The organism is Roseibium aggregatum, assembly GCF_017309185.1.
Classification (GTDB): domain Bacteria; phylum Pseudomonadota; class Alphaproteobacteria; order Rhizobiales; family Stappiaceae; genus Roseibium; species Roseibium aggregatum_B.
The window spans coordinates 330181-353903 of sequence record NZ_JAEKJZ010000005.1; the positions used below are offsets into that span (position 1 = coordinate 330181).

Here is a 23723-nt window from a genome sequence, read left to right on the forward strand (position 1 = left end):
AAACGCCAACGTTTAAATCCTGCTTCGGCCTTCATACCAGCTCCGGGGTTACTGGATCCCGGTCTCGCCGCTTCGCATCAAACCGGGACGACAATTAGGGCGAGCGGCAATCATGTCCGGGCACGACCGGGGAGTATAGGTCCCACATCCCTTTGAGTTTTTCCGGATGACACAACCTGTGCGCTAGAATAGCGTGCTTCATATGAGTTCAAGCGATTGGTCAGACACGGAAAACGACGCCGTCGTGGCGGCGTGGTTTTCCATGCTTGGCGACGAGTTATCAGGAAGATCCTACATCAAGGCTGAACGGAACAGGCTGTTGCAGGACCAGACCGGTCGCAGTCGGGGCTCTATCGAATTCAAGCTCTGCAACGTTTCGGCTGCCGCCAAGGGTTTTGCTCTGCCTATCGTCAAAGGGTATCAGCCCAAGTTCAATTTTCAGATGTCTCTCGCGGAAGCGGTTGCCCGCTGGCTGGCATTGAACCCCTTGTGGGAACCAGCCCTCAATGAGGCAATCTCTACCGGAGTGGGCGAGGCACCGTCCCTTTTCCTGGAGGTCGCCCCAACGCTTCGAAATGCCCCGCCTCCGGAAGAAACAGAGAAGTTGACAGCTGTCGCCCGGCGCTTTGATGTTGCCGGTCGCGATGAACGGAACAGGGCACTGGGACTTGCGGGTGAAGAGTTCGTATTCCGGCATGAACAAGGCTTGCTTCATCGGCAGGGGCGCAGCGACCTCGCAAGACGCGTGCATTGGATTTCACGTGAGGAAGGCGATGGGGCTGGGTACGACATTGCCAGTTTCACACCTGAAGGCCGAGACCGTCTTATCGAGGTCAAGACAACCAATGGCTGGGAACGTACGCCCTTTCACATCTCAAGAAACGAACTTGAGGTGGCCGACACGAGACGCGACGATTGGTACCTTTTCCGCCTTTTCGAATTCGTCCGAGGACCCAGGGCTTTTGAACTCAGGCCTCCGTTGGAGGCGCATGTGGCGCTGACGGCAACGAGTTTTCAGGCGAGTTTTGGATAGGCAGAAGTTGGGGAGCTACCGAGCTCCAGCGTGAACGATTGTCCCCTTCCTCTTGCCCGCCCTTTCTGCAATATGCTCCCGTGGCGTAAATTTGCCTGCGCCGCGCCGACGACCGAAGCCCGCGAGAAACTCATTCTGGCCGCCGGCAACATTCTGGGGATCGGCAAGGTCGAGGAGGAAATAACCGTCAGCGCCAGCGAGCCGGAAGCCACCTTCCACACGGTGGAAAAGGGCGACACGCTCTGGAAGGGCGCCGAAAAGGCCTTTGGCAACGGCTCCAAGTACCCGGTGATCTTCGAGGCCAACAAGTCGATGCTGTCCGATCCGGACAAGATCTACCCGGGCCAAGTCCTGCGCATTCCCGCGCTCTGAGAGTTCCGGAATCTCGGAACCCTGCCATGGCCCTCGCAGGGGCCATGGTTTTTTATGCCGGAATTTGCCGCATCAGCAGGTCTCGCAAGGGCTTCTCCCTGTTCTGGTAACAGGGCTGCTCTTCGGCAGAGACCTGATCGGGCGCCTCAGTCCCGTGCCTTTCGCCCCAGATAGACGGCCTGGGTGAACGGGCGCCCGTCCTGCAGGGGGTTTTCAAAGACGACCGGTTCGGCCCAGGCTTCGTCGAATGCGGTGCCGAGCAGCGCCGTGATTTCCTCGTCCGGAGCCTCGTCGGACCAAAGGCCCACGACGCCGCCCGGTTTCAGAAAGCTGCTAAGGGCGCTGAGGCCGTCCGGCGTGTAGAACCCCTTCGATCCGCCGTGCAGCAGCCGGTCCGGCGTGTGGTCGATGTCGATCAGGATGGCGTCGTAGCACCGGCCCGGCCGGTCGGCATCGAAGCCTTCCTTTGAGGCCGCCATGGTAAAGAAATCGCCCTGCACGAGCCGGCAGCGCGGGTCGTCGGCGAGTTCCGTCTTCATCGGCACCAGGCCTTCCCGGTGCCAGCGGATCACCGGTTCCAGAAGGTCGATCACCGTCAGATCCGCCACACTCTCGTGGGCGAGAACAGCCTGGGCGGTGTAGCCGAGGCCCAGCCCTCCCACCAGAACATCAAGGGCCTCACCGCTCAGCGCGGCCAGCCCCTTGTCGGCCAGCGCGATTTCCGAAGCGGTAAAGAGGCTCGACATCAGGTGCTCTTCCCCGAGCAGGATCTCAAAGACGTCGGTCTTCAGCGCCAGGATATGCCTCCGGCGCAGGGAAATCGCGCCGATGGGCGTGGGGGCGTAGTCCAGTTCTTCAAACAGTGCACTCATCGGCCCACCGTGACGGCTGCCAGGAACTTTGGAAAGGGGCGATCCGCGCAATACCGGAAAAACATGGTCGCGGGGCAACAAGGGAGCGTTCGCCTGACCGGATTGCCGACCTTGCTTGCTTGAGGCGCCGCGGATCGGCAACCGCTTCGCTCAGTCCACGGTTTCCGTCGCGAGCCTGGTATCGAGAAGTTCATCTTCAGCCAGGATGTAGATTTCCTTCGGGGGCGTATTGAGGGAATGGACCATCAGGCCCGGATCGATACCCATCTCTATGAGGTATTCCATGGTTTCCCCCTGACCGTTCTGAATCCCTTCCACTGCCAGGAAAACGGGCATGTAGCCAGGGGTTTCATAATAATGCTGATGCATGCCGACGGCGGACGCCCTGGAGGCTGTACGCTTCACGCCGGACGCAAAAATGTAGGGGCACGACGAAAGGCACACCAGACCGGGCAGCATTGCGGTGTCCAGTTCGGCTGCACGCAGGCTCCGGCCGATCGCCAGGGCTTCGCTCACATTTCCCCCGGGGCTGTGGAGCGTGACCAGTTTGGGGGCGTCTTCCAGGCTGGCAAGGAAGCTCGTGAAGCGTTCAGCGTCACCGGACGAGATCTGGCCATTCATGAAGATCGCTTTCCCCGGCTCGCCCCCGGGTTCGCTCCTGTCGATCACCTCGAACTGGAGCCTTTGAGGCATGTCGCCCGGAATTTCGACAGCCGGCGAGGCCGGTGTCCGTGTGAAGTCGGGAATGGTGCGGGTCGGATCGTAACGTCTTACCTGATCGCCGGGAGTTGTGGGGCCGGCAGGCAGTGCATCGTTGCCGCCGAACCCCGGTGTCCATTGTGCCTTCAAACCAGAGAGGACCAGCAGGGTCGCCAGGATCGCCTGGGCGACCAGGACCCACTTCAGGCTGCGCTGGATCGTTATTCGCGAGGTATCAAAGCGCTCGGAAAACACCTCCTGCTACTCCGCGGCATTGAGGTTTGCAGGCCCCGAGGTCTCTGCAGGTTCTGACGTTTCCGCATTTGCGACACGGCGCAGGACTTCCTTGTCCGCCGCACCCATCGAAGCCTCGACATCCTTCATTGCGTTGATCGCTGCCTTCAGGTCTGCGAGCGTCAGGGTTTCCTCGATGCTCAGGCCATCCCGGCCGCTGCGGATCGAGGCCTGGGTGATCGCGAGGACAAAGACCAGAACGGCGGGCAGGAGGTCGATCGCAATTGCGCCGGCCCAGGAGGGCACAAAATTCCCTGCGTATCTGATCACCGCGTCGGCGCTCGAGATCGGATTATAGGCCGTCTCCAGAGGCGGCTCCAGCGCCAGCACTTCATCGGCTGCCCGCTTCAGGGTCTGGCTGCGCTGGTCGAGTGCGTTAAGCACGGATGCGATGGTGCTCGATTGCGCGTCCCGCACACTGCTGTTCCGGCCATCGAGTTCGGGAAGAACGACGGATGCAGGCAGGTCCTCGGCAGCGCGCGCGACGAGCGGTGCAACGGAGTACTGGTTGAGGTTTGCAATGACGCCTGCAAGGCGCACGCTTTCCTCCGAAAACGCGACCGACCTTTGTTCAACCGGGCCGGGGGCAACGGTCAGGGCCCGCATGCGCCCGAGGATTTCGTTGCCCTGGGCAAAGGCAGCGTCGATCAGCGGCTGTTGTTCCGATATCTGCGCTTCAAGGTTCTGGAGTTCTTCCGTCTTTTGCGTCAGAACCCGGAAGACCGCGCCTTCACCTGCCGTGCCCGAGAGTTCGCCGGAGCGTTCCTGTTGGGCAAGCGCCTCGAAGGCTTCCTTGGCACGTTGGACCTCGCGTCCGAGAGCCTGGCCCGAGAGAGCGATCTCATGTGCCTGCTCCAGGGCCGCCTGGTAGTCGCGGACCGTCGTGTCCAGATGCTGTTCGACAGCAGCCGATCCCGCAAGCGCGGCTGCGTTGAGCCAGCTCGACATGGCGATGATTGCAGCCGATCCCACAAGCATCGAGACCGAAAGCCCTATGAAACCGGCCGCACTGCGCATCGCGGGCATAAGCCGGAGCATGTAGCTCCAGAAGACGAAGATGCCGACCGACACGGCGACCGAATAGGCCACGGCCGCGAAGAAACTCATCGGACCCGTATCCTCCAGCAGGGAGGACACGCCGAGATAGGTGTAGATACCCGAAGCGATTGCCAGAACGCCGAGCGCCGCAGGCGTGAAGGTTTCAAGCCATGCAAGATGGGCTTCAAGCTCCTTTGCGGTGCGAAGGCCTTTTGCTTCCGCGGCGGTCAGTTTCGTCTGGCGTTCGTCCATGGCACTTCCTCACAAGCTCGCATGTAGCTTAGCTAGGGTGTCGACCCATAAAACCAAGCATTGCGGCGTTGTTTCGGCAAAGGTGCGCGAGGAAAAGCGTTGAGAGCCGTGCCGGTGCACGGTGCGGGGCTTTGGGGCGTCAACATTTCGGATGTTCCAGGCACTGAGGCCGTATCCCAATAGTCTACGTTCATTCTACGTGCGGCGAATTCCCGCAATGGGCGGGGAGCTGCCATTCGCTGCGATGCAACTGACCGGCTCATTTCGATACAAAGCTGACAATCGGGTTCAAGCATTTAACTTGCTATGTTAGGAATTATTCTTAAAGTTGCATCGCGCGAACTCGCTCGCATGCGTGCAGTTTGATTAGACCAGAGGAATTTCATCAAGTGAGTACAGCCATCAAACGCGGGTTTATCTCCGACTCCATACAAAACGCAGCGATCGAGTTGAACCTTACCGAAGATGACGCGTTCGTGCACTGGTTTTACTCCATCTTGTTCGAGGCTGATCTCGATGAAGTTCCTGATGATGAACTGGTCGATGGGCCCGGTGAACGGCAAATCGATATCTTTAAGATTGAAGTAGATGATAGCAGCCAGTCAGTTCACATTCGTCTAATTCAAGTCAAAAACACACAAGGTTTTTCCGCAAATACTGTATCGCTTATGAAGACTGGCATAGAATTTATTTTTCTGGCCAGAAAGGCCGAATATCAAGCCAATCCAAATTTAAAATTGGTGGAAAAGATAGAGAACGCAAGAGAGCTGATCAGGCAATATGGCAACAACAGCGTTAGTGTATCTTGTTACTTCGTAACACTTGGGGACGAGGCGGACATTGCAGAAGAAGCGATGGCCAACAAAGGCAATATTCTACGAGAATTTTCGGACAGTGGAGTTTTCGCCAGCTTTGATTTTTACTTCATCGGGGTCAATGAACTCGATCGAATAAATAATTTGAGGCGAAACAGTGTACGCCAAATCGATGCAAACATTCCGATTGTGTATGATGCAAACCGACCTTCGATTGTCGAATTTGACACTGGCGGCGTCAGAAGCGTGCTTTGCACAGTTAAGGGAAGTGACCTTGCCGAGCTAGCACAAACTGAGCCACGAGATGCAATCTTCGACGCGAATGTCAGAGGTAATCTGGGCCTTGGTGGGCAGGTAAACAAATCGATCTATGAGACCGCGACTAACGACGAAGAATCACACAGTTTTTGGTACATGAACAACGGTGTAACAATGGTCTGCGATAGATTATCGGTGGTTAGAGACCCAGATACGCCCTCAGTTCGTGTCGAGAAAGTACAGATTATCAATGGCTGTCAAACAACATCATCTTTACGCTCCGCTTTTGAAGATGAAATGCTAAAAGACGACGTAAAGGTTCAAGTCAAAATCTACGAGTCGAACGACTTTGATTTTGTAAACAACGTAGTCATAGCAACGAACAATCAAAACTCGATTGGTTCTCGTGATCTGCATGCAAATGACGAGATACAGCAACTTATCCAAAGGAAGATCAGCGAAGATTTTGGCCTTTTTTACGAAAGAAAACGAGGAGAAGCTAAGAGCGCAGGTGTACCTAAATCCGAGGTGATTGGTTTGGAAAAGGCAGGCCAAGCTTATTTAGCGATATTCAAGAACCAGCCCACTATTAGCCGCGCTCAAAAGTACAAAGTGTATTCCCCGGAGTTTTACAATGACATCTACGGCAAAGCACAGCCTTGGCAGCTTGCGGCTTCCCACGAAATCTACAGGTTTGCGGAAACGCGAGGGAGAAGAGCCTACCGGGAGCTCCCTCCAGAAGATCCATCACGAAACATCTTGAATTATGGTGTCTTCCACATTTGTCGCATATTGTGGTGGGTTTTAGTAAATGAGCATGGCTTGGATCCTCGAAATGAGGCCGCAGCAATGGCTGCCGCTCGAGAGGAAAACGACTTGCTTGAGACTGCTTATGCTAGAGCACACACCATTCTCTCCGAGGTCGTAGACCAGAACAATGAGAGCCTCATCAATCTGAACAATTACTTTAAAAAGGCGCAATCCCAACAGAATATCAACCAATACCTTCAGAGCCAGCTCGACTAACTTTCTGAGGATTGACTTGTTAGAGTCTGTGTACAAACAGTTAACGACAGCTTTGTGGAGTTTGATTGCAGCACCTGACTCAAGCGTGGAAGGTCCGTTTGAGACGTGTTCGTGAAATCTGACAATGGTTGATTTGTCCCGCGTAGCAGGTCAGAGGTGCCTGATGCTTTGCACACGCAGCGAACATCGGCTTCGACGGGACGCAGCGCAGCAAGATGATAGTCAAGCGAACGGCGGGGCCGGGCCGTTGCCAAAGAGACCGCTAATTCGCTTACATTTGGATATGATCAAGTACCTTTCAAACGCGCTAGGTCGCTTCGTTGAAGTTGTCGGCGTTGTCACGGCCTTAGTATTTGTGTTTGAGCTGACTACAGCCAACAGAGGTTTGCCGTCGATTGATTTGGATGCTACTGAGAAAATAAGTGCCTTTAAGTTTTTTGAAGCCAACAATAGAGTAGTTGTCTACATATCATTTAGCTTAGATCGCGATATGTTTAAGGATGCTTCCACGGGATTGTATTCCGATCCAATAAGGGTAGATGCGCTCGGAAATTTGGGTGGAGCCGTACTCTTGGTGAATTGGCAGTCGCTTTCTAATAGCTATCTTGCAGAAATAGACGATCACCGAGCTGAAGATTTAAGTTTTGCGTTTAGAGGTCCTGCTTACGCTCGATTGTTTGAAGCTGAAGGTTTGCCCTATGTTGAACTCATCGCTTCACCTTTCACGGATAGCGTCTTGGAGCGAGCGAAATGCGCCGAACATCTCTTTGGTCAAAGCACTTTTCAAAAGGTCTATAGATATGTAGCAGGTTGCATGCTCAATGCGGTCGCAACGCCAAAAACCTATCTTGGCAATGGCTGACGTGACAGCAATGAATGGCAGCTTCGAAGGGCCGCGGCGCAGCATTCGACTAATACATCGAATGACCGCTATGGGCCGGAAGCGCCAACTTGAACACTATTGGCGAATGTCGGCTTCACCCGATTGAAGTCGGTAAGCTGCCAGTCCCCTTCCAGCCTGAATTCGGTCAATCCCCCGCCCCCTCAATGAAAATCCCGGCTCGGAAACAGCTTCTTCGCCTGGTCCCGCGGGTGCATCGCCCTTGGTCTTGGGGCGGAGGATTTCAGGTGAACAGGCACGTCGTCGGTCTTGGCCGTGGTCTCGCCCAGCACGCTGTCGTTGGGGTGGCCGAGGAGCGCGAGTTTGACCGAGCAGTCCTCGATCCGGTCGGCGATCAGGTGGACGACCGGGCCTTCGCGTTCCAGCCGGCCGGTGACCTTCAGCAGGCGTCCGCCGAGGACGGCGGGGCGGAATTTCTCGTACATCTTGGGCCAGACGACCACGTTGGAAACGCCGGTCTCGTCTTCCAGCGTCAGGAAGATGACGCCCGAGGCCGTGCCGGGGCGCTGGCGGGTGATGACGAGGCCTGAGACGGAAACGCGCCGCGCCTCGCGGGGGGAAAGCGTGGCGAGGCGTTCGTGCGGGGTGAGGCCCGCGATATGCGGGCGGAGCAGTTCCATCGGATGGGCGCGCAAGGTCAGGCGGGTCGAGAGGTAATCCTCCACCACCTCCTGGCCGAGATGCATCGGCGGCAGGGTGACTTGCGGCTCGAAGATCGCCTCGCCGTCGATCGGGTCGTTGAAGAGCGGCAGGGGTTTGGCTGAGCGGATGGTCTTCACCTGCCAGAGCGCGGCGCGGCGGCTGAGGCCCATGCCGGCGAAGGCGTCGGCCTCCGCCAGCCGTTCCAGGGTCGCGGGCGGCACGCCGGTGCGAAGCCACAGGGTCTCCGGATCCGGATAGCCGTTGCCGCGCGCGGCGACGATCCAGGCGGCGTCGTCCTCCTTGAGACCCTTGATCTGGCGGAAGCCGAGCCGGAGCGCCAGCGCGCCGTCGCCGCGCCGTTCCAAAATGTTGTCCCAGGAACTGGCGTTGACGCAGACCGGCCGGACCTCCACCTGGTGCTCGCGCGCGTCGCGCACGATCTGGGCCGGGGCGTAGAACCCCATCGGCTGGGCGTTCAGAAGCGCGCAGGCGAATTCGGCCGGGAAGTGGCGTTTCAGGTAAGCGGAGACATAGGCGAGCATGGCGAAGGCCGCCGCGTGGCTTTCCGGAAAGCCGTATTCGCCGAAGCCCTCGATCTGGCCGAAGCAGTTTTCGGCGAAGGCGCGCTCGTAGCCGCGTTCGATCATGCCGGAAATGAACTGGTCCCGGAGCTGGTGGATCGTGCCCATGCGCCGGAAGGTCGCCATGGAGCGGCGCAGCTTGTCGGCCTCCGAGGGGGTGAAGCCGGCGGCGACCACGGCGATCTGCATGGCCTGTTCCTGAAAGAGCGGCACGCCCAGGGTCTTGCCGAGCACCTCCTCCAGTTCTCTTGAGGGAAAGGTGACCTTTTCCCGGCCCTGGCGGCGGTTGATGTAAGGGTGCACCATGCCGCCCTGGATCGGGCCGGGGCGCACGATCGCCACCTCGATGACCAGGTCGTAGAACTGGCGCGGGCGCATGCGCGGCAGGAAGTTCATCTGCGCCCGGCTTTCCACCTGGAAGACGCCGATGGCGTCGGCCTTGCAGAGCATGTCATAGGTTGGCGTATCGTGCTGGGGCACGGAACCGAGGGTTAATTGGTGCCCATGGTGGGTCTCGATCAGGTCGAAGCATTTGCGGATGCAGGTCAGCATGCCGAGGCTGAGGAGATCGACCTTCAGGATGCCGAGGGCGTCGATATCGTCCTTGTCCCATTCGATCACCGTGCGGTTTTCCATGGCCGCGTTCTCGATCGGGCAGAGTTCGTCGAGCCGGTTGCGGGTGATGACGAAGCCGCCGACGTGCTGGCTCAGGTGCCTCGGAAAGCCGATGATCTCCTGGATCAGCTCGACGGTCTGGCGGACCCGGCGGTTCTCCAGGTCGAGGCCGACTTCCTTCACCCGCGCGTCTTCCGGGCCCTTGCTCGAGCTGCCCCAGATCTGGCCGGCAAGTGCCGCGGTGACGTCGGCGGTGAGGCCCATCACCTTGCCGACCTCGCGGATCGCGGCGCGGGAGCGGAAATGGATCACCGTGGCGCAGAGCCCGGCCCGGTGGCGGCCGTATTTCTCATAGACATACTGGATCACCTCCTCGCGCCGCTCGTGCTCGAAATCGACATCGATATCCGGCGGCTCGCCCCGGTGTTCGGAAATGAAGCGCTCGGAGACCATGGTGATGGTCTCCGGACCGACATCGGTGATGGCGAGCGCGTAGCAGATGATGGAATTGGCCGCCGAGCCGCGCCCCTGGCAGAGGATTTCACGGCTGCGGGCAAAGCCGACGATGTCGTGGACGGTCAGGAAATAGGCGGCGAACCTGAGCTTGGCGATCAGCCTCAGTTCCTTGTCCGCCAGTTCCCGGGCGCTGTCGGGAACGCCCGCGGGATAGCGGCGGGCCAGGCCCTCGCGGGTCAGGCGCTCGAGCTTTGCCTGGGGTTCCTCGCCGTCGGTGATCTCGTCCGGATATTCGTAAGAGAGTTCGGCGAGGTCGAAGCCGCAGCGGGTGGCGATTTCCAGCGTGCGGCGCAGGGCCGCCGGATGATGACGGTAGAGCCGGGCCATGTCTTCGGCTCCCTTCAGTCGCCGCTCACCGTTGGGCAGCGCCCGCGTGCCGATCGCGTCGATGGTGCAACCTTCGCGCAGGCAGGTCAGCACATCGGCGAGCCGCCGCCGCCCGGCCTGGTGCATCAGCACGTCGCCGACGGCGACCATCGGCGTGGCCAGCGCATGGGCGGCTTTGGCGCAGGCGCTGAACCAGGCCTGGTCGGTGCCGTCATAGCGCGGGGCGGCGCCCAGAAAGACATGGCCCGGCGCCTCCTGGCGCAGGCGGCGGATCTGCTCGCGGGCGCTTTCGCAGAGGGTGCCGCCCTGGGGAAGCGCGATCAGGATGAGACCGGTGACGGCCTTGAGGAGATCGTCGAGATAAAGCTGGCAGTTGCCCTTGTCCGCCCGCCGCTTGCCGAGGGTAAGCAACCGGCTGAGCCGTTCGTAGGCGGGGCGGTCGGTGGGCAGGGCGACGAAATGCACGGGGCTGTCCTCGAGCACCAGCCGCGTTCCGACGATCAGGCGTGGAAGCTTCAGGACGGGGGCGAGCGTCAGCGGCGCGCTGTCGTTGGTTTCCTGGCGCGAGGAGCCGTCGACCTGGGAATGGGAGCGGATTTTGATGCCGTCTTCCAGCGAGCGTTTCAGTTCCTTCAGCGCCGAAAACGCCCGAACCACCCCGGCAAGCGAATTGCGGTCGGTGATCGCGATGGCCTCCAGCCCGAGGGAGGCCGCCCGCGTCACCAGCTCCTCCGGGTGCGAGGCGCCGCGCAGGAAGGAGAAATTCGAGGTCACGCACAGTTCCGCGTAGCCCGGCGGCTCGGGAAAGAAGGCGTCAGGGGAGACCGGCGCGGTCATGTCACGCCCTGTCCCTTGTCTCTTGCGTCTCCCTCATCTTTCCAGACAGCGTTCCACGCTTCCTTGGGGGGGCTTTGAAGAACGCCGGCTGACAGGCATTGGCCGTGACCTTGTCGTTCAGGGTAGGCCAAGGCCTCTTCACGATGAGAGCGGGAGGGGCTTTCGTCCTGAGACCGTCCCGCTTGCACCCCTCTCCCCCCTTGAGGGGGAGAGGGGGGGAGTTTGCCGCAAGGTTTGGGGCCATGATGGCCGAAACGCCCGGAAGCCCCCATCAGCCGAACTCCCCCTGCACGAACCAGGCGGGGTGTTGCGGCGTGTGGAAGAGCCAGAGACGCTGGCCCTGGACGGTCGCGACGCGCCAGTAGTCGCGCAGGCCGTGCGCCCAGCTTTCGTTGTCCTCCCACCAGGCGGGTGCGATCCGTTCCGGGCCCTCGGTTTCGAATGTGGTGAGCGCGCGGCCGCGCCAGCGGAAGCGCGACGGCGGTTCGGAGCCCCGGGCGAGGATCGGCTCGGGCGGGAAGAGCCGCAACGGGCGCGGACGGGCGTACGGCCAGGCCGTGGCGGGGGTGCTGTAGGCGGCGGGCACCAGCTTGAAGCTGCGCTCCGGAATATGGCTTTCGACGGGCTCGAAGCGCAGGATGTTTTCAAGGCCGACCCGGTTGCCGAGTTGGGTGATGAGATCGGCGAGACTGTCCTTCTCCCGGCCCTCCGCCCGGTCAAGCTGGCGCAGGCCGAGCGCCTCGAGCTCCAGCGCCTCCAGGCGGATCATGTCGATGCCGTAGCCCGCGTCGACCTTTTCCACCCCGCGTTCGAAGAGGGCGAGGATCCGCTCCGCGTCGCGCATCGGCCGGGCGAGTTTCAGTTCGACCGCGTGGTCTTCCCGGTCTACCCGGCGGAAGGTGAGCCGGAGCAGGCGCGCGCCCTTCTGGGCCGCCTCCAGCCGGTCGCACAGATGCTCGGCCAGCCGCCGGCTTGCGGCCATCACGTCGTCGATCAGGCCGATCGGATCGGGCAGGGTGATGCGCACGGCGAAGCTTTGTTCTTCCTTCAGCGGCGAGATCTGCTCCGGGCTGTCTCCAAGCGCCTGGTCGAGGCGGAACAGGACATCCCGGTCGAACCGCCGGGCGACCGTGGCCCGGGGCAGGTTGTGAAGCTGCGAGACGGTGGCGATGCCGAGCCGTTCCAGGGCGGTGCAGGCCGGATCGGGCAGGCGCAGCGCGGTCAGCGGCAGCGGGCCGATCCGGGAAAGCAGCTCGCCTGGCGGGGCGATGCCTTCGGCGAAGCGGGCGAGCGCCCAGGCGGCGCCGGGCGTATCGGCCAGGCCGAGGCGGGCGGTGAGGCCCGCGCGGGCAAGCCGGGTCCTGATGTCGTCGAGAAGCGGCGCCTCGCCGCCCATCAGATGGTCGGAGCCGGTGATGTCCAGAAAGAGCCCGTCGCGCCCGTCGAGGCCGACCCAGGGGCAATAGCGTGTCGCCCAGCGGGCGATGAGTCCCAAAAACCGCTGGTCGGCGACCGGATCGGCCGGGCGGGTCAGGAGATCCGGGCAGAAGCTTCTGGCGTGCACCAGCGTCATGCCCCGCTGCAGGCCGGCGTTTTCCGCGCTTGGACTGAGGTCGTGGATGCGTTCGGAGTTGCGGTCGAAGACGCTCAGCGCGAAGGGCGCGTCCACCGGGCGGGCGCGTAAGGACCGCTCAGCCGCGAGCCTCGGAAACCACAATGACACGATGCGACGCTGCATCCCAACGGACGACCCATTCTGACAATGTTCCTATTTTGTTCTTTATAAGCGACCACCGCCAATGAGTCGAGTCGTGTTGGTTTTGACGAGGCGAGCCCGGGCCCGGGACGCCGCCGCAGCGCCAGCGGGTTTCCGCGGCATTGCTGCCGGCACCTTCCGGAATGACGAGCAGGGCGGTGGTGCGTCCGGCTTCGGCGGCAAGCTGCAGCCGCCGTCCCTCGGTCAGTCCGATGGGACCGCCGATTTCAGCCACCACAAGGCCCGCGGCACCGGAGCGCAGCGCGGTCTCCGCGCTGGCCAGAACGCCAAGCTGGTCGCCGGTCCGCGTGACCAGCAGACGTCCCGGATCGCAATAGGGGACGAGCCCTTCCGGGTTGACGGTCGGCTGCCGGTTGTCCGAGATCCAGACGACCGGGCCTTTGACTTCTCCGGCGGCGATGGCGGCAAAGGCCAGCGCGCCGTCGCCGCAGACCTCGTGGGCGCGGGACTGTTTCAGCGGATAGACGGAGGAAAAGGGCAGCGACATCGGTTTTCGGGTGGTGCGGATTACGTTCACGGGACGGCGAAGCTAGCGCCGGAGGAAGCGGAAAAGCCTGGGATCCGTACCCTATCCGAAGCCTCCCTGCCTGACCAGAACCTGGTTTCGGACAGGCGAAAGTCAAACCTTTTTCATCGGGGTCACGCGCATTCAGATGAGCCGGAGAAGCAAATTCAAGCATGAATTCGGCAGCTTATGGAGGTGGGGTCGATTGTTCGTATGTGTGGATCCGGTTTTCAAATGAGCCGGCTAAATTTCAACTCCGCCAGCCATGGCACAATTTTGCCGGGACGCGGCTGGTTCGCGCGGATTTGCCGTAATGGCAGGAAATTCATTGATGTTTCAGGGGCGCGGCACCTGCGGCCGGCGGAACCGGCCTGGCCGCATACCGTCATGTTTTCTGCAAGGGCGAGGGCGTCTCATAATGTTCATATGAGCGTCACATAACGTTCATGTGAAAACAATACCAAGCGCAGGCGTTATCACGTCCGATGCTTGGGGCATGCCGGCATCGTGAAACCAATCGCTGACCGGGGCACAGGCCGTGCCCTGCAAGATGGGAGCACATGAAAATGGCTTATCGTAAGATTGTCGCCGGCGCTGTCGCCGCGGCTGCCCTCCTGGGCGCGTCCACCGCTACTTTTGCGGCAACCGAAATCTCCTGGTGGCACGGCATGGGTGGCCGGAACCAGGAAGTGATCAACCAGATCGCTGAAAAGTTCAATGCGTCCCAGGATGCCTGCCACCTGACGCCGCTCAGCAAGGGCACCTACGAGGAAGCCCTGAACTCCGGCATCGCCGCTTTCCGCGCCAGCGAACAGCCGAACATCCTGCAGGTTTTCGATGCCGGCGCCGCAACCATCATCAACGCCAAGGGCGCCGTCATTCCGGCTGAAGACCTGATCAAGAACGCAGGCCACGACTTCAACCGCGAAGACTTCATCGAAGGCGTGCGCTACTTCTACGCCGACAGCGACGGCAAGTTCATCGGCATGCCGTTCAACTCCTCCGCGCCGATCATGTACATCAACGACGAAGCCATCAAGAAGGCCGGCGTCGACGCTCCTAAGACCTGGGAAGAGTTCGAGGCAATCGCTCCGAAACTCAAGGAAGCCGGTTACATCCCGCTCGTCCAGTCGCAGCTGACCTGGGAGTTCACCGAGAACTTCTTCTCCCGTCATAACCTGCAGTTCGCGACCAACAACAACGGTTACGACAGCGTCAAGGGCACCGAGATCCTGGTGAATTCCCCTGAGCACAAGATGATGTATTCCAAGCTGAAGTCCTGGTACGACGACGGCTACTTCGGCTACTTCGGCGCCGGCTGGTCCGACAACCAGAAGCCGTTCGAGGAAAACAAGGTTGCCTTCTGGATCGGCTCTTCCGGTTCCTTCGGCGGTCTGCAGAAATCCGCTCAGATGCCGTTCTCCGCAACCTTCCTGCCTTACTGGGACAGCGTCGAGGGTGCCGGCACCAACACCTTCATCGGTGGCGCCGCCCTGTTTGCCTTCAACGGCAAGCCGAAGGAAGAAAACGACTGCACCGCATCCTTCTTCGAATTCCTGACCTCGGCGGAAGTCCAGTTCTTCTGGCACAAGTCCACCGGTTACGTGCCGATCACCAAGGCTGCCTACAAGCTGGCCGAGGAATCCGGTTACTACCAGGAAGTTCCGCAGGCTGAAGTCGGCATCAAGCAGCTCATGCTGCCGGGCGGCGAATGGTCCAAGGGCTATCGCATGGGCTTCTACCCGCAGATCCGTGAAGTCATGGAACGCGAGTACAACAAGATCATCGCCGGCGAGACCTCCGTCGACGACGCCATGAAGACCATTGAGGACGAAGGCAACAAGCTTCTCGAGCGCTTCGCCAAGACGGCCGGCTGATCAACCGTCTCTCCAATCCCGGACCGGGGAGTTCCGCTCCCCGGTCCATTCCTTTCCGCTCACCGTTGAAATTCGCCGACGGCAAGACATTCAGCCAAGAGATGTAAGACCCATGAAACGCGTTCAGTTCTCCAGCGCCAGTCTGCCATATCTCTATCTGCTGCCTCAGCTCGCGATCATCGTCGTCTTCTTCTACTGGCCCTCCGTTCAGGCGATCCAGTCCTCCTTCTACCTTGAGGACCCGTTCGGCTTCGGCTCCACCTTCGTCGGACTGGACAATTACACGGACGTTCTGGAATCGAGTTCCTACGGCGAGATCGCCCGTTTCACCGTCGTGTTCACGCTGTTGGTGACGTTTCTGTCGCTATCCCTTGCGCTGCTGTTCGCCGTGAAGGCCGACGCCGTCCTGAAGGGCTCATCGACCTACAAAACACTGCTGATGTGGGTCTATGCGATCGCGCCGCCTGTCGCCGGCCTCATGGGCGTGATGTTCTTCGACATGCATATCGGCCCGTTCCTGGAGGTTGCCCGGCTCGTCGGCTGGGACTTCCGCATCGGCCTGAACTATTTCGACACCGCCTTCGCCATGGTGGTCATCTCGGTCTGGAAACAGATCCCGTACAATTTCATTTTCTTCCTGTCCGGCCTGCAGGCGATCCCGAAGTCCCTGCGCGAGGCAGGCGCCATCGACTGCCGCTCCGGCTTCCGCCGCTTCTGGACGATCACCTTGCCGCTGCTGGCGCCGACCGCGTTTTTCCTGCTGATCATCAACATGACCTACGCGCTCTTCGACACCTTCGGCATCATCGATGTCGTGGTGAAGGACAAGGCCGCCAACAACCCGATCACCCTCGTCTACAAGGTCTACATGGACGGCTTCCGAGGTGGCGATCTGGGCGGCTCGTCGGCGCAGTCGGTGATCCTGATGTTCGTCGTCTTCGTCCTGACCATCTTCCAGTTCCGCTTCATCGAGCGGCGCGTACACTACAATTGAGGAGAACGCCATGTATCGCACCAGGCTCTCCGACCACCTGATCCTGATCCTCGGCTCGTTCATGATGATCGGTCCGGTCGCCGTCATCTTCCTGACCTCGACCCACGACGCGGTCGAGGTGCACCGCCATGGCCTGATGGCCACCTGGGGCGGGCATTTCACGGACACCTATCGAAAGGTCCTTTTTGAGTCCGGCGGCTTCACCGGGCAGGCGACCGGCCTCAGGATGCTGATGAATTCCATGATCCTCGGCATCGGCTTCGCCGTCGGCAAGATCGTGCTTTCCATGATGGCGGCCTATGCCATCGTCTATTTCCGTTTCCGGATGGGCACCTTCTTCTTCTGGGTGATCTTCACCACCCTGCTCCTGCCGCTCGAGGTGCGTATCGTGCCTTCCTACGAAGTGGTGCAGAAGCTCGGTATGCTCAACACCTATTCCGGCATGATCGTGCCGCTGCTGGCGTCGGCGACGGGAACCTTCTACTTCCGTCAGTTCTTCAAGTCGGTGCCGGACGAGCTTCTGGAAGCGGCCCGGATCGACGGCGCCGGTCCCTGGAAATTCTTCATCGACATCCTGGTGCCGATCTCCAAGACGATGATCGCCGCCATCTTCATCATCATGTTCGTCTACGGTTGGAACCAGTATCTCTGGCCGATGATGATGACCAGCGACGAGGTCTATTTCACCCTCGTGCGCGGCATAAAGCAGATCTTGCTGGTCTGGGTCGGCTCCCAGATCCCCGATTACAACGAGGCTTTCGCCCTCGCCGTGCTGGCAATGCTGCCGCCGGTGATCGTGGTCGTGGTGTTCCAGAGCTGGTTCATCAAGGGCCTGACCGAAAGCGATAAGTGATACCAAGGGGAACAGATTATGACACATCTGACCGGTTTCTCAGGCCTTTCGGCTAGGAGCGTGTCGCGGGGCGATACGGGGTATCGTCCAAGACGGGCGACGCGGTTCGAAAGGCCTGAAAAACCAGCCTTCGGTGGGCCAAAGACGGCCGCCGGACGTCGTTGCGCCGTTTGTCCGGCCAACCAGGCCGGCCTGCACGGCGCGTCTCGCCGGAGACCGACTTTGGCCCATCAGATGGGTCGTAATCTATTTCTCTTGGTATGAGGCTTTGAATGGCAACGATTTCTTTGGAGACGATCCGCAAGGTCTATGCGGGGGATGTGGAAGCGGTCAAAGGCGTGTCCATCGACATCGCCGACGGCGAGTTCATCGTTCTTGTCGGCCCGTCCGGCTGCGGCAAGTCTACGCTTTTGCGCATGATCGCGGGTCTTGAGGACATCACCTCCGGAGAGGCCAGGATTGGTGAGAAGGTCGTCAACAAGGTCGATCCGGCAGACCGGGACATCGCCATGGTGTTCCAGAACTACGCGCTTTATCCGCATATGACGGTCTATAACAACCTCGCCTACGGTCTGAAAAACCGGGGCACGCCGAAGGCGGAGATCGAGCGGCGGGTGAAAGAGGCCGCCCGCATTCTCGAAATCGGCGATTATCTCGACCGCAAGCCGCGCGCGCTCTCCGGCGGCCAGCGCCAGCGCGTCGCCATGGGCCGCGCCATCGTGCGCGAACCGGCTGCCTTCCTGTTCGACGAGCCGCTCTCCAACCTCGATGCCAAGCTGCGCGTCCAGATGCGGGTCGAAATCAAGCGCCTGCAGCGTGAACTCGGCACCACCAGCGTCTATGTCACCCACGACCAGCTCGAGGCGATGACCTTGGCGGACCGGCTGGTTGTGCTGAACGGCGGCAATATCGAGCAGATCGGCGCGCCGATCGAGGTCTATCAGAACCCGGCCTCCACCTTCGTGGCGAGCTTCATCGGCTCTCCGGCCATGAACCTCCTGAAGGTGACGGCCGGCGAGGTGGGCCTTGCCCTGGAAAGCGGTTCCGGTCTTTCGGGGCCCAACAGCAAAGGCAAGGACCGTTACACGCTCGGCATCCGCCCGGAGCATCTGGAAGTCAGCGACGGCCCGACCGACGGCGATGGTCTTTCTTTGGAAGTGACCGTCAATGTCCTGGAACTCGTGGGAGCCGAAAGCTTCGTCTACGCAAGCTTCGCTGACGGCGGACCGGAAATCGTCCTCCGTGTTCCGAGCCACGCCCGCTACACGCCCGGCGAAACGCTCCACCTCAAGGCGCTTGCCGAAGATGTGCGCTTCTTCGATGCGGACACGGGCAAGCTGATCGGCTGACCTTTTCAAGAGCCGAGGTCGCTTGGTATTGGCCACTCCGGGAAACCGGAGTGGTTTTTTGTTCCTGACAAACCCTGTCAGGAGAGCGCATCCGGCGGACTGGGTTCCTTCCGCCGCATCTGACACAGTCCCCCGGAAATATGCCGAATGAAGCGGAGGCATCGGGATGGAACCTTTCAAAAACAACCTGTCGCCGGACCTGGTAAAGTGCCTTGCGAGCCATCTTTCCAGGCATCTGGACCGGTTCGACCGGGTTTCCTTTGAAGCGGACATCCTGTCGGAACTCGAGAGCCTGGAACTCAAGCGGCGCGCCGCTCTCGTCGCCGAGGTGACGGACCGGTATCTCCCGGGGGATCTCGGTGAGCGCTTCGCGGTTCTGGAAGCCGTTCTTCATCCCGAAACCGAAATCGCCTTCGACCGGGCGAGCGACGACAGAGGCATGTGCGGCTGGGGCATCCTGCCTCTGACCATGGTCGTTTCGAGATGCGGCCTGGCGGATTTTGACAGCTCCCTCGCCCTTTTGAAGGAAATGACCAAGCGCATGACGGCGGAATTCGACGTCAGGCCTTTTCTCGCGAAGGATCAGGAGCGCGCGCTGGGTATCATGTCGTCCTGGGTCGCGGACGAAAACACGCACGTTCGCCGTCTTGTCTCGGAAGGCACCCGCCCGCGCCTACCCTGGGGCATGCGGTTGAAACGTCTTGTCGAGGATCCGTCCCCGGTCCTGCCACTGCTGGAAGCGCTCAGGGACGATCCGGAGGAATATGTCCGCCGCTCCGTCGCCAACCATCTCAACGACATCGCCAAGGATCATCCGGACCTGGTGGCCGGGCTCGCGGCAAGCTGGCTGAAGGGGGCGGACAGGAACCGGCAGAAACTGGTGCGTCACGCCTGCCGGTCCCTGATCAAGCAGGGCCATCCGGCGACGCTTGAGGCATTCGGCCTGAACCCGCCCGAGATCCGGCTGGAGGGTCCGGTGATCGGGACGGAAAAGGTGCGCTATGGCGAACAGTTCGACTTTCGGGTCGCGCTGACGTCAACGGGCAAGGCGGTGCAGGAGCTTGTGCTCGACTATCTTGTCCATTTCAAAAAAGCCAACGGAACGCTGGCGCCCAAGGTGTTCAAGTGGACCAAGCTGAGCCTTGTGCCGGGAGAAACGGTATCCCTCACGCGAAATCATGCAATCCGCCCGATAACCACGCGGACCTACTACGGCGGCACGCAGGCGGTCAGCCTGCGCATAAACGGCAAGGATTTCGGGTATTCGGAGTTTGAATTGGTGATGCCGGAGAACTGAAAGGCGAGCGGTGCTCTTCTCCGAAGTTGGTTGGGCGGACGCTTGGCCGGGAAACTCTTAACTGGCGCCTCGGTCCGAGATCCGCTTCAGCCGCAACATCCCCAATATCCCGAGGGTCGGGCCTATGGCCATGACACCGAAGACGCCCGGCCAGCCGATGAGTTCGACCCCGAGCGGGGTCAGTTGTACAGTGAAGAACGTCAGCGCGAAGCCGAGCGCGGTCTGGAAGGTCATCAGACTGCCCGCCTGGTCCGGCGGTGCGAAATCGGCGACAAGCGCCGAGAACTGTGCGGAGTCCGGCAGGATCGCTGCGCCCCAGATCAGTACGCACAGCACCGTCAGCCAGACCGGTCCGCCGAAGGTTAGCGCAGAGGCGAGCGCGGCGGTGCCGCTGACGACCATGGCCAGGATCGCGATATTGGCCTTGCCGATCCGGTCGGCGAGGAGCCCCGCCACGATACAGGCGGCCCCGCCCGCGGCGATCGCCAGAAAGGCGATCAGCCGCGACAGCGGCAGGGCGTCCTCCGGCGGCATCCGCGCGGAAAAGGATGCGGCCAGCGCGACGCCGATCCACGCCCACATGGCGTAAAGCTCCCACATGTGGCCGAGATAACCGGCATAGGCATAGCGGATCTTGCGGTCGGTCCAGGCGGTGAGGATCGCCTTCATCTTCATGCGCGGCGCCTTGGCGTGGAAGGGGCCGAGCGCGGTCAGAAGGCACAGCATGCCACCGGCGGCGGAGGCGAGCGAGGCGACCGTGAGGCTCCAGCGCCAGTCCGTTCCGCCGGCGAGCGCCAGAAGATGAGGGGCGGCGGAGCCGAAGGTCAGTGCCCCGACCAGCGTGCCGACGAGAAAGCCGCGATCCTTCTGCCCCCAGCCGACGGCGATCTTCATGCCGACCGGATAGACGCCGGCAAGCAGCGCCCCGGTGGCGAAACGGGCGAGGATCGACAGGACGCCGCCCGGTTCGACCACCAGAAGGCTGGCGTTGAAGGCTGCCGCCAGGATCGCGCAGAAGGCAAAGAAGCGGCGCGGGTCGATCCGGTCGGCCAGCCCGAGAAGCGCGGACACCACCGCGCCGGTCACAAAGCCGATCTGCACGGCGCTGGAAAGGGCGGCCTGATGAAACGGCGGGATGTTAAATTCGCGCACGAGATCCGGCAGGATGGCGGCGGACATGAACCACAGGCTCATGGCGGCGATCTCCGCGAGCATCAGGAGACCGAGCGACCGCCATTTCAGGGAGCGCTCAGTCGGCAAGGCCAAGCTCTTTTTGCAGTTTCTTGGTCAGTTTTCCGGCGATGATCTTGTGCGCCGTTTCGATATAGGCCTTCACATCGCCGTCGGAAAGCACGTCCGGCCTTTCAAGCTGAACCCATTTGGCCCGGGCGAGATAGGGTGCCGGCACGATGCCGTCCTGCTGAGTCAGAAGCGCGTAGGACAGGTCGGAGCACTTGAAGCCGACCCGCTGTTCGCCTTCGCTGGCCCAGGCCGAACAGATCGCGAAGATCTTTCCGCCGACTTTCCAGACAGACGCATTGCCCCATTGCACCACATGGGTGGTCGCCGGCAACTGCGCGCAGAAGCTATCGAATTCGTCACGGGTCACTTGGTCGGTCTTGTGCTTGTGTCGGGGCGCGCAACAGTGGCGTTTCAAGGCCCAATTCGCAAGCGCGGGTTAGGCAAACCCGATCACAAAAGGGTGCGGTCGTCATGTACGGCACAGTCATGGCAGATGCCGGCGGGTCTCTCCGTCGCGGCCGCTACCGCTCCGATCCCCGAGGTTCGCCGTTTCAGCAGTTTTTTCCGGAAAATGCCCCCGGAGAGGATCTTTTTCAAAAGAAGCCTCCTGCGGCGGCGCGCAAATGTCCGTACCTTTCTTTCGAACAGGACATGTTCCGGAATTTCGGTGGGCCAGAATTGCGCATGCGCGGGATAAAGCGAGCGGCGGGGATCGTTCCAGGGGATCCTGCCCGGTTCGGTGTCCCGCCGGTGAAAGGCGGGGCAGAAAGGGAAAAGCATTCCGCAATTTCTTTCCGTATTTGATTGAAAGTGAGAGGTGCTTGGAAATACTCTCATTGGATCGAAGTATTTTCTTGTTTTTAAAGCGTAACTGGAATTTCAAAAATGAAACGAAACCTCGATTGGGAGGATCTGCGCCTGTTTCTGGCGGTTGCCAAGGCCGGCGGGCTGGCGGGAGCCGCAACGGCGACGGGTATCAGCGCGGCCACCCTCGGACGGCGGGTCAGCGCCCTGGAAGAGAGCCTGAATGTCCGGCTGGTGGAACGCGAGGCGCGCGGCTACCGGCTGACAGCCGCCGGACAGGAACTGCTGCTGCAGGCCGAAGACATGGACCGCTCGGCGCAGTCGATCCTGACCTGGCGGGAAGGCGGCAGCGTGCGCCGTCGGATACGGATCTCGGCCGGTGAATGGACGATGCGGCTCCTGATCGACAATCTGTCCGCCTTCTGGAGACCGGACCGTGACTGGGTCCCGGAATTTCTGGCGGACCTGCGCAACAGGGACATCGCGAGGCGTCAGATCGATATCGGCATCCGCAACAGCCGTCCGAAGCAGGAGTGGCTGGCCGGTCGGAAGGTCGGGAGCGTGCAATTCGCCGCCTATCAGGCGAGAACCGTTCCCGCCGGACACGACCTCGGCTGGATCGGGCTCGTTGAAGACGACGCCCATTCGCCGACCGGTATCTGGCTCAAGGAAACACACGGGACGGAGGCGGTGATCACCGTGAACAAGGCGGCTTTGGCGCTGTCTCTCGTGCGGCAGGGGCAGGTGCGCATGCTGCTGCCGGTGTTCGTCGGAGACGCTTATGAAGATCTTGTCCGCATTACGGACCCGATAGAAAGCCTGACAACGGAGCGCTGGCTGGTCGTGCATCACGACGAACGCCATCGGTCCCAGGTGCGTGAAGCCTGCACCGCGCTGGCAAGACTGTTGAAACAAAATCCCTGTCTAGCGCCCGACTTTTTCCCCGCTCCGCTGTGAATTCTTAGAGAGTTTCACCGCCGAAACCGACAGAATTACCGCCGACCTTGAATCAATTTTAACAAGTCTCCATATTTAATCTCGAATGGAACCGAAATGTTCCGGTCCGGATGCCTTTCAAAAGGGTCCGGTCGCAAGGTCGCTTCGACAAGGACTTTGAGGATGTCACGCATGTCAGCGTTTTCCAGCCCGTTTATGCTCGGGTTCGACGATATCGAGCGTGTGCTCGATCGCGTTTCCAAGGCTGCCAATGACGGCTATCCGCCCTATAACATTGAGAGACTGCCGAAAACGGATAGTCAGGGCGATATAATCCGCATCACGCTCGCAGTCGCCGGCTTCACCCGGGACCAGCTGGATGTCTCCGTGGAGGAAAGTCAGCTGGTGATCCGCGGCAGACAGGTTGACGACAAATCCCGCCAGTACCTGCATCGCGGCATCGCGGCCCGGCAGTTTCAAAGGGCGTTCGTTCTGGCCGAGGGGATTGAAATCCTCGGAGCCGACCTCAAGGATGGGCTTCTGTCCATCGATCTGGCGCGTCCCGAACCGGAACGCGTCATCAGAAAAATAGAAATCTCCAGCGGTGAATAGACCCTCATCCGCCAGAAAAATGGAGAATAGACTGATGCACGACCCGAAAAATCCGGCCTGGACCGATATCGCCGACCTGTCAGAGTTCATGTCCGTCGACGAACTGACCGAACTCGGTACGGGCAATGTGGCCTATGTCAAACCGATCAAGGCGCAGGACCTGAAGGAAATGTTCCCCGAGGTTCCTCCGCTGCACGACAACATGACGCTCTACGCGCTGCTCAACGCCGACGGCACGCCGATCCTGCTTGCCGACAGCCGCGAGGCCGCCGTCGCCAACGCCTTCGAGGCCGATCTGGAAATGGCCTCCGTGCATTAAGCGCGGCAGTACTGGATGAAGCGAAACACCGGCCGCTTGGCCGGTGTTTTTATTTGGGGACGTAGGGGACTTCGTTTCGT

General features: G+C 60.7%; 20 protein-coding genes. 12 read left to right on the top strand and 8 right to left on the bottom strand.

Features of this window, described 5'->3' with window-relative positions:
- The first annotated feature begins 202 nt into the window (after positions 1–202).
- The gene (locus tag JF539_RS21370) at positions 203–1033 is read left to right on the top strand and encodes a DUF3883 domain-containing protein (protein WP_207142762.1); all 831 of its coding nucleotides are present in this window, start codon (positions 203–205) and stop codon (positions 1031–1033) included.
- A gap of 30 nt (positions 1034–1063) precedes the next feature.
- Entirely contained in the window at positions 1064–1405 is a 342-nt protein-coding gene (locus JF539_RS21375) for a LysM peptidoglycan-binding domain-containing protein (RefSeq protein ID WP_328809282.1), read from the top strand.
- Between the two features lie 146 nt (positions 1406–1551).
- Here JF539_RS21375 and JF539_RS21380 read toward each other — a convergent pair whose 3' ends face one another.
- From JF539_RS21380 to JF539_RS21390, 3 genes are all read right to left on the bottom strand, one after another.
- On the bottom strand, positions 1552–2277 hold the full coding sequence (locus JF539_RS21380; protein WP_236042591.1) for a spermidine synthase: 726 nt from the start codon (positions 2275–2277) through the stop codon (positions 1552–1554).
- Positions 2278–2427: 150 nt separating this feature from the next.
- Positions 2428–3231: a hypothetical protein gene (locus JF539_RS21385; RefSeq protein ID WP_207142763.1), complete on the bottom strand. Its 804-nt coding sequence runs from the start codon at positions 3229–3231 to the stop codon at positions 2428–2430.
- Between the two features lie 6 nt (positions 3232–3237).
- Positions 3238–4560, bottom strand: a complete 1323-nt coding sequence (locus JF539_RS21390; RefSeq protein ID WP_207142764.1) for a hypothetical protein — start codon at positions 4558–4560, stop codon at positions 3238–3240.
- 389 nt (positions 4561–4949) lie between these two features.
- Between JF539_RS21390 and JF539_RS21395 the strand changes: the two genes are divergently transcribed.
- Together JF539_RS21395 and JF539_RS21400 are read left to right on the top strand one after the other, a co-directional pair.
- Positions 4950–6659, top strand: coding sequence for an AIPR family protein (locus tag JF539_RS21395; protein ID WP_207142765.1), 1710 nt, complete (start codon positions 4950–4952; stop codon positions 6657–6659).
- 163 nt (positions 6660–6822) lie between these two features.
- Complete coding sequence (locus tag JF539_RS21400) at positions 6823–7521, top strand: hypothetical protein (RefSeq protein ID WP_207142766.1); 699 nt, start codon at positions 6823–6825, stop codon at positions 7519–7521.
- Positions 7522–7703: 182 nt separating this feature from the next.
- Here JF539_RS21400 and JF539_RS21405 read toward each other — a convergent pair whose 3' ends face one another.
- The 3 genes from JF539_RS21405 to JF539_RS21415 all read right to left on the bottom strand — a co-directional run bounded on the left by JF539_RS21405 (position 7704) and on the right by JF539_RS21415 (position 13342).
- On the bottom strand, positions 7704–11078 hold the full coding sequence (locus JF539_RS21405; RefSeq protein WP_207142767.1) for an error-prone DNA polymerase: 3375 nt from the start codon (positions 11076–11078) through the stop codon (positions 7704–7706).
- A 271-nt stretch (positions 11079–11349) separates the two neighbouring features.
- Entirely contained in the window at positions 11350–12747 is a 1398-nt protein-coding gene (locus JF539_RS21410; protein ID WP_328809283.1) for a DNA polymerase Y family protein, read from the bottom strand.
- Between the two features lie 22 nt (positions 12748–12769).
- Positions 12770–13342, bottom strand: a complete 573-nt coding sequence (locus JF539_RS21415) for an ImuA family protein (protein WP_207142769.1) — start codon at positions 13340–13342, stop codon at positions 12770–12772.
- A gap of 584 nt (positions 13343–13926) precedes the next feature.
- Between JF539_RS21415 and JF539_RS21420 the strand changes: the two genes are divergently transcribed.
- From JF539_RS21420 to JF539_RS21440, 5 genes are all read left to right on the top strand, one after another.
- Entirely contained in the window at positions 13927–15237 is a 1311-nt protein-coding gene (locus JF539_RS21420; protein ID WP_207142770.1) for an extracellular solute-binding protein, read from the top strand.
- A 112-nt stretch (positions 15238–15349) separates the two neighbouring features.
- The gene (locus JF539_RS21425) at positions 15350–16231 is read left to right on the top strand and encodes an ABC transporter permease subunit (RefSeq protein ID WP_207142771.1); all 882 of its coding nucleotides are present in this window, start codon (positions 15350–15352) and stop codon (positions 16229–16231) included.
- Between the two features lie 10 nt (positions 16232–16241).
- Positions 16242–17084: an ABC transporter permease subunit gene (locus tag JF539_RS21430; protein WP_207142772.1), complete on the top strand. Its 843-nt coding sequence runs from the start codon at positions 16242–16244 to the stop codon at positions 17082–17084.
- A gap of 272 nt (positions 17085–17356) precedes the next feature.
- The gene (locus JF539_RS21435; protein ID WP_207142773.1) at positions 17357–18433 is read left to right on the top strand and encodes a sn-glycerol-3-phosphate import ATP-binding protein UgpC; all 1077 of its coding nucleotides are present in this window, start codon (positions 17357–17359) and stop codon (positions 18431–18433) included.
- Between the two features lie 166 nt (positions 18434–18599).
- Complete coding sequence (locus JF539_RS21440; protein ID WP_207142774.1) at positions 18600–19730, top strand: DNA alkylation repair protein; 1131 nt, start codon at positions 18600–18602, stop codon at positions 19728–19730.
- Between the two features lie 57 nt (positions 19731–19787).
- Here the strand turns inward: JF539_RS21440 and JF539_RS21445 are convergent, their stop codons facing one another.
- Together JF539_RS21445 and JF539_RS21450 are read right to left on the bottom strand one after the other, a co-directional pair.
- A complete protein-coding gene (locus JF539_RS21445) occupies positions 19788–20990 on the bottom strand; it encodes an MFS transporter (protein WP_209017472.1) in 1203 nt (400 codons plus the stop codon).
- A complete protein-coding gene (locus JF539_RS21450; protein WP_207142775.1) occupies positions 20980–21339 on the bottom strand; it encodes an MmcQ/YjbR family DNA-binding protein in 360 nt (119 codons plus the stop codon). Before JF539_RS21450 ends, JF539_RS21445 begins: the two co-directional genes overlap by 11 nt.
- Before the next feature lie 518 nt (positions 21340–21857).
- On the opposite strand from JF539_RS21450, the gene JF539_RS21455 reads away from it, so the two are divergent.
- From JF539_RS21455 to JF539_RS21465, 3 genes are all read left to right on the top strand, one after another.
- Positions 21858–22733, top strand: a complete 876-nt coding sequence (locus tag JF539_RS21455; RefSeq protein ID WP_207142776.1) for a LysR family transcriptional regulator — start codon at positions 21858–21860, stop codon at positions 22731–22733.
- A gap of 162 nt (positions 22734–22895) precedes the next feature.
- Complete coding sequence (locus JF539_RS21460) at positions 22896–23324, top strand: Hsp20 family protein (RefSeq protein ID WP_207142777.1); 429 nt, start codon at positions 22896–22898, stop codon at positions 23322–23324.
- A 34-nt stretch (positions 23325–23358) separates the two neighbouring features.
- Positions 23359–23643: a DUF1150 family protein gene (locus JF539_RS21465; RefSeq protein WP_209017474.1), complete on the top strand. Its 285-nt coding sequence runs from the start codon at positions 23359–23361 to the stop codon at positions 23641–23643.
- The last annotated feature ends 80 nt before the right edge of the window (positions 23644–23723 follow it).

Bases quoted from the DNA above. Each gene is read 5' to 3' on its own strand.
- JF539_RS21370 (WP_207142762.1), top strand. From the start codon at position 203: ATGAGTTCAAGCGATTGGTCAGACACGGAAAACGACGCCGTCGTGGCG.
- JF539_RS21380 (WP_236042591.1), bottom strand. From the start codon at position 2,277: ATGAGTGCACTGTTTGAAGAACTGGACTACGCCCCCACGCCCATCGGC.
- JF539_RS21390 (WP_207142764.1), bottom strand. From the start codon at position 4,560: ATGGACGAACGCCAGACGAAACTGACCGCCGCGGAAGCAAAAGGCCTT.
- JF539_RS21400 (WP_207142766.1), top strand. From the start codon at position 6,823: ATGCTTTGCACACGCAGCGAACATCGGCTTCGACGGGACGCAGCGCAG.
- JF539_RS21405 (WP_207142767.1), bottom strand. From the start codon at position 11,078: ATGACCGCGCCGGTCTCCCCTGACGCCTTCTTTCCCGAGCCGCCGGGC.
- JF539_RS21415 (WP_207142769.1), bottom strand. From the start codon at position 13,342: ATGTCGCTGCCCTTTTCCTCCGTCTATCCGCTGAAACAGTCCCGCGCC.
- JF539_RS21420 (WP_207142770.1), top strand. From the start codon at position 13,927: ATGGCTTATCGTAAGATTGTCGCCGGCGCTGTCGCCGCGGCTGCCCTC.
- JF539_RS21425 (WP_207142771.1), top strand. From the start codon at position 15,350: ATGAAACGCGTTCAGTTCTCCAGCGCCAGTCTGCCATATCTCTATCTG.
- JF539_RS21430 (WP_207142772.1), top strand. From the start codon at position 16,242: ATGTATCGCACCAGGCTCTCCGACCACCTGATCCTGATCCTCGGCTCG.
- JF539_RS21435 (WP_207142773.1), top strand. From the start codon at position 17,357: ATGGCAACGATTTCTTTGGAGACGATCCGCAAGGTCTATGCGGGGGAT.
- JF539_RS21440 (WP_207142774.1), top strand. From the start codon at position 18,600: ATGGAACCTTTCAAAAACAACCTGTCGCCGGACCTGGTAAAGTGCCTT.
- JF539_RS21455 (WP_207142776.1), top strand. From the start codon at position 21,858: ATGAAACGAAACCTCGATTGGGAGGATCTGCGCCTGTTTCTGGCGGTT.
- JF539_RS21460 (WP_207142777.1), top strand. From the start codon at position 22,896: ATGTCACGCATGTCAGCGTTTTCCAGCCCGTTTATGCTCGGGTTCGAC.
- JF539_RS21465 (WP_209017474.1), top strand. From the start codon at position 23,359: ATGCACGACCCGAAAAATCCGGCCTGGACCGATATCGCCGACCTGTCA.